The organism is Yersinia sp. 1252 StPb PI (assembly GCF_048593885.1).
Taxonomy (GTDB): domain Bacteria; phylum Pseudomonadota; class Gammaproteobacteria; order Enterobacterales; family Enterobacteriaceae; genus Yersinia; species Yersinia enterocolitica_E.
In genome coordinates this window covers 1-3633 of record NZ_JAZGQE010000284.1, presented here as the reverse complement: position 1 = coordinate 3633, position 3633 = coordinate 1, and the positions used below count along the sequence as shown (strand labels likewise).

Below are 3633 nucleotides of genomic sequence, written 5' to 3'. Positions count from 1 at the left end.
CTTTTTTATGAATAGTCTGGCCCTACTCCGGCTATCAGGCTGGCCCAGTTGAAAAGAGCCTTTCTTGCTCAAATATGGTATTATTCTTAATAATCCATATTAATGAAATTGATAGAATGTTGCTGCGTTTATATCAGGTACTGCTCTACCTTATTCAACCTTTGATTTGGCTGCGGTTGCTGTTACGTAGCCGTAAAGCCCCCGCTTATCGCAAGCGTTGGGGGGAACGCTATGGTTTTTGCGCCGGTAAAGTTGTCGCTGGCGGTATCATGCTGCATTCAGTTTCAGTCGGTGAAACACTGGCCGCGATCCCTTTAGTCAGGGCATTACGTCACCGCTACCCATCACTGCCCATTACCGTGACCACCATGACGCCTACCGGTTCTGAGCGTGTCCAATCTGCGTTTGGTAAAGATGTTCACCACGTTTATCTGCCTTACGACCTCCCCGGCTCGGTGAACCGTTTTCTTGATCAGGTCAATCCTAAGCTGGTCATTATCATGGAAACAGAACTGTGGCCGAATCTTATCAATGCGCTGCATCGTCGCAAGATCCCACTGGTGATTGCCAATGCACGTCTTTCTGCCCGTTCTGCCGCTGGCTATAAGAAGATCGGTAGTTTTATCCGTAATATGCTGCAACGCATCACACTGATTGCTGCACAAAATCAAGAAGATGGCGAGCGTTTCATCGAACTGGGCCTAAGACGTTCTCAGTTGACGGTAACGGGCAGCCTGAAATTTGATATTTCCGTCACCCCTGAATTAGCAGCCAGAGCCGTAACATTACGCCGCCAATGGGCACCGCATCGCCCGGTGTGGATTGCAACCAGTACTCATGACGGCGAAGAAGCCATTTTGCTGGAGGCTCACAGCCAACTGCTGCAACACTTCCCGACATTATTGTTGATTTTGGTACCTCGTCATCCCGAACGTTTCCCGAAAGCGGTTGAACTGACACAGAAAGCAGGGCTGAGTTATACCTTACGTAGCAAAGGTGAAATCCCTTCTGGCAGTACACAGGTTGTGATTGGCGATACCATGGGTGAACTGATGCTGCTATATGGCATTGCCGATCTGGCCTTTGTCGGTGGAAGCCTGGTTGAACGTGGTGGTCATAATCCATTGGAAGCCGCGGCCCATGCCATTCCGGTGTTGATGGGGCCACATACATTTAACTTTAAAGACATCTGTGCCAAGCTGGAACAGGCTGAAGGGTTGATAACCGTGACAGATACCCTATCGCTGGTAAAAGAAATCACCGTGCTGCTAACAGATGAAGATTGCCGCCTCTATTATGGTCGCCATGCAGTTGATGTGTTGCATGAAAACCAAGGTGCACTACAGCGGCTATTACACTTGCTGGAGCCTTATCTGCCGCAACGGAGCCACTAAATGAGTGCAAGAAAACGCCTGTCAGTGGTGATGATTGCCAAGAATGAAGCCTCATTGCTGGCGGATTGTCTGGCATCAGTGAGCTGGGCTGATGAAATAGTGGTATTGGATTCAGGCAGTGAAGATGAAACCATCGCGCTGGCTCAGCAATATGGCGCTAAAGTCTACTGTAATGAGCAATGGCCGGGTTATGGTAAACAGCGGCAATTAGCCCAACAATATGCCAGTGGTGATTATATTCTGATGCTGGATGCCGATGAACGAGTAACCCCTGAGCTTAAAGCTGCTATTGAAGCGGTACTTATCGCACCAGAGGAAGGCGCGGTTTATAGCTGTGCACGGCGGAACCTGTTTTTAGGCCGTTTTATGCGCCACAGTGGCTGGTATCCAGATCGAGTAACCCGGTTATATCCGCATCATCAGTTCCAATATAACGATAATTTGGTGCATGAATCGCTCAATAGCGGCTCAGCAAAAGTTATCCCGTTGAGCGGTGATTTATTGCATCTAACTTGCCGTGATTTCTTTGCTTTTCAACGTAAACAACTGAGTTATGCAAAGGCGTGGGCCACTCAGCGCCATCAGCAAGGTAAGAGTTGCAGCTACTTCTCTATTCTCAGCCATACTCTTGGGGCTTTCTGTAAAACATGGTTATTACGTGCAGGTTTCCTCGATGGTAAACAAGGGCTATTGCTGGCAGTCGTAAACGCGCAATATACCTTTAATAAATATGCGGCTCTGTGGGCATTGAGCCACCAATATCAGAAAAGCGAGAACTCATGACCACCAAAGCCATCTATCCGGGGACATTTGACCCCATAACTAATGGGCATTTGGACTTAGTGACACGTGCCGCTGCCATGTTCAGCCATGTCATCCTGGCTATTGCCGACAGTTCCAGCAAAAAACCGATGTTTACACTGGCAGAACGCGTGGCATTGGCCAAAGAAGTGACCGCACCTTTGAAGAATGTAGAGGTTTTAGGATTCAGTGAACTGATGGCTGAGTTCGCCAGAAAACACGATGCTAATATTTTGGTACGAGGCTTACGCTCAGTATCAGACTTTGAGTATGAATGGCAACTGGCCAATATGAACCGTCACCTGATGCCAAAACTGGAGAGTGTGTTCCTGATGCCATCAGAAAAATGGTCGTTTATCTCTTCCTCATTGGTGAAGGAAGTGGCGCGCCATGGTGGAGATATCACGCCGTTCCTTCCGGTACCGGTCACCAAAGCGCTAATGAGTAAACTGGCCTGACTCTTTATTTACGCGATACCCTATATAGCCAGAGTTAATTGGCGTTACCGGTAGGTGGTAAGCGAACATAGCTCACAACCCAGCGGCTTCAAATACGAAGGGTATACGATTAATGCTGGCAGTGGCGGCAAAAAAACGTACTGCGCTGCCCATGTTTCGCAATTTCAATCAGATGCCCACAACGGCGACATGGCTCGCCTGCCCGCCCGTACACCTGCAACTCCTGCGCAAAGTAACCAGGCTTACCGTCTGACTGTAGAAAGTCGCGCAATGTAGTGCCCCCCTGCTCAATGGAATGCAGCAACACGGCTTTTATTGTGGCCACTAGCAGTACAATTTCAGCGTTGGTTAATGAACCGGCAGCACGGTCAGGCAAAAGACCCGCGGCAAACAAGGATTCACTGGCGTAAATATTGCCAACCCCAACTACCACTTTATTATCCATCAGCCACTGTTTAATCACGGTGCGCTTATTACGTGATTTATCAAACAGATATTGGGCAGAAAATTCGTCGCTCAGTGGTTCTGGCCCTAAATGTGCTAATACATTGCTGGTTTCAAGGTCTTTTGCCCACAACCAGGCACCAAACCGCCGTGGGTCGGTATAACGCAATATTTTGCCATTACTGATCACCAAATCGACATGGTCGTGTTTTTCAGCTTCAGTTTCTTCAGATAATATCCGTAAGCTACCTGACATTCCCAGATGGACGATAATCCAGCCAGTTGGCAGTTCTATTAGTAAATACTTGGCCCGACGCTGAACACTGAGCACCGGCTGATCGCTCAAAGCCAGAATTTCATCGGATACCGGCCAACGCAAACGGGCATTTCTAACCACCGCGTAAAGAATGGTTTGGCCGACAAGATAAGGTTCGATCCCGCGTCGGCTGGTCTCAACTTCTGGTAATTCAGGCATGTAACCTCCCTAAACGTATCTCACTGAACTTTATATAATAAAAAACCCGGCCGAAGCCGGG

General features: G+C 48.5%; 4 protein-coding genes. 3 read left to right on the top strand and 1 reads right to left on the bottom strand.

Translation table 11 applies throughout. From position 1 onward, the window contains the following. Positions 1 to 116: 116 nt before the first annotated feature. The 3 genes from waaA to coaD are packed head-to-tail and all read left to right on the top strand — an operon-like array spanning position 117 to position 2653. Entirely contained in the window at positions 117 to 1394 is a 1278-nt protein-coding gene (gene waaA / locus V2A85_RS22610) for a lipid IV(A) 3-deoxy-D-manno-octulosonic acid transferase (protein ID WP_372560141.1), read from the top strand. Then, positions 1395 to 2177 carry a glycosyltransferase family 2 protein gene (locus V2A85_RS22605; protein ID WP_372560142.1) on the top strand — a complete coding sequence of 261 codons (783 nt, stop codon included), beginning with the start codon at positions 1395 to 1397 and terminating at the stop codon, positions 2175 to 2177. Then, positions 2174 to 2653: a pantetheine-phosphate adenylyltransferase gene (gene coaD / locus V2A85_RS22600; RefSeq protein ID WP_083161716.1), complete on the top strand. Its 480-nt coding sequence runs from the start codon at positions 2174 to 2176 to the stop codon at positions 2651 to 2653. Before V2A85_RS22605 ends, coaD begins: the two co-directional genes overlap by 4 nt. 109 nt (positions 2654 to 2762) lie before the next feature. Here the strand turns inward: coaD and mutM are convergent, their stop codons facing one another. Continuing rightward, positions 2763 to 3572 carry a bifunctional DNA-formamidopyrimidine glycosylase/DNA-(apurinic or apyrimidinic site) lyase gene (mutM, locus tag V2A85_RS22595; protein WP_372560143.1) on the bottom strand — a complete coding sequence of 270 codons (810 nt, stop codon included), beginning with the start codon at positions 3570 to 3572 and terminating at the stop codon, positions 2763 to 2765. Between the last annotated feature and the right edge of the window lie 61 nt (positions 3573 to 3633).

Excerpts from the sequence above, each read along its gene's own strand:
- coaD (WP_083161716.1), top strand. The coding sequence starts at position 2,174 with ATGACCACCAAAGCCATCTATCCGGGGACATTTGACCCCATAACTAAT.
- mutM (WP_372560143.1), bottom strand. The coding sequence starts at position 3,572 with ATGCCTGAATTACCAGAAGTTGAGACCAGCCGACGCGGGATCGAACCT.
- waaA (WP_372560141.1), top strand. The coding sequence starts at position 117 with ATGTTGCTGCGTTTATATCAGGTACTGCTCTACCTTATTCAACCTTTG.
- V2A85_RS22605 (WP_372560142.1), top strand. The coding sequence starts at position 1,395 with ATGAGTGCAAGAAAACGCCTGTCAGTGGTGATGATTGCCAAGAATGAA.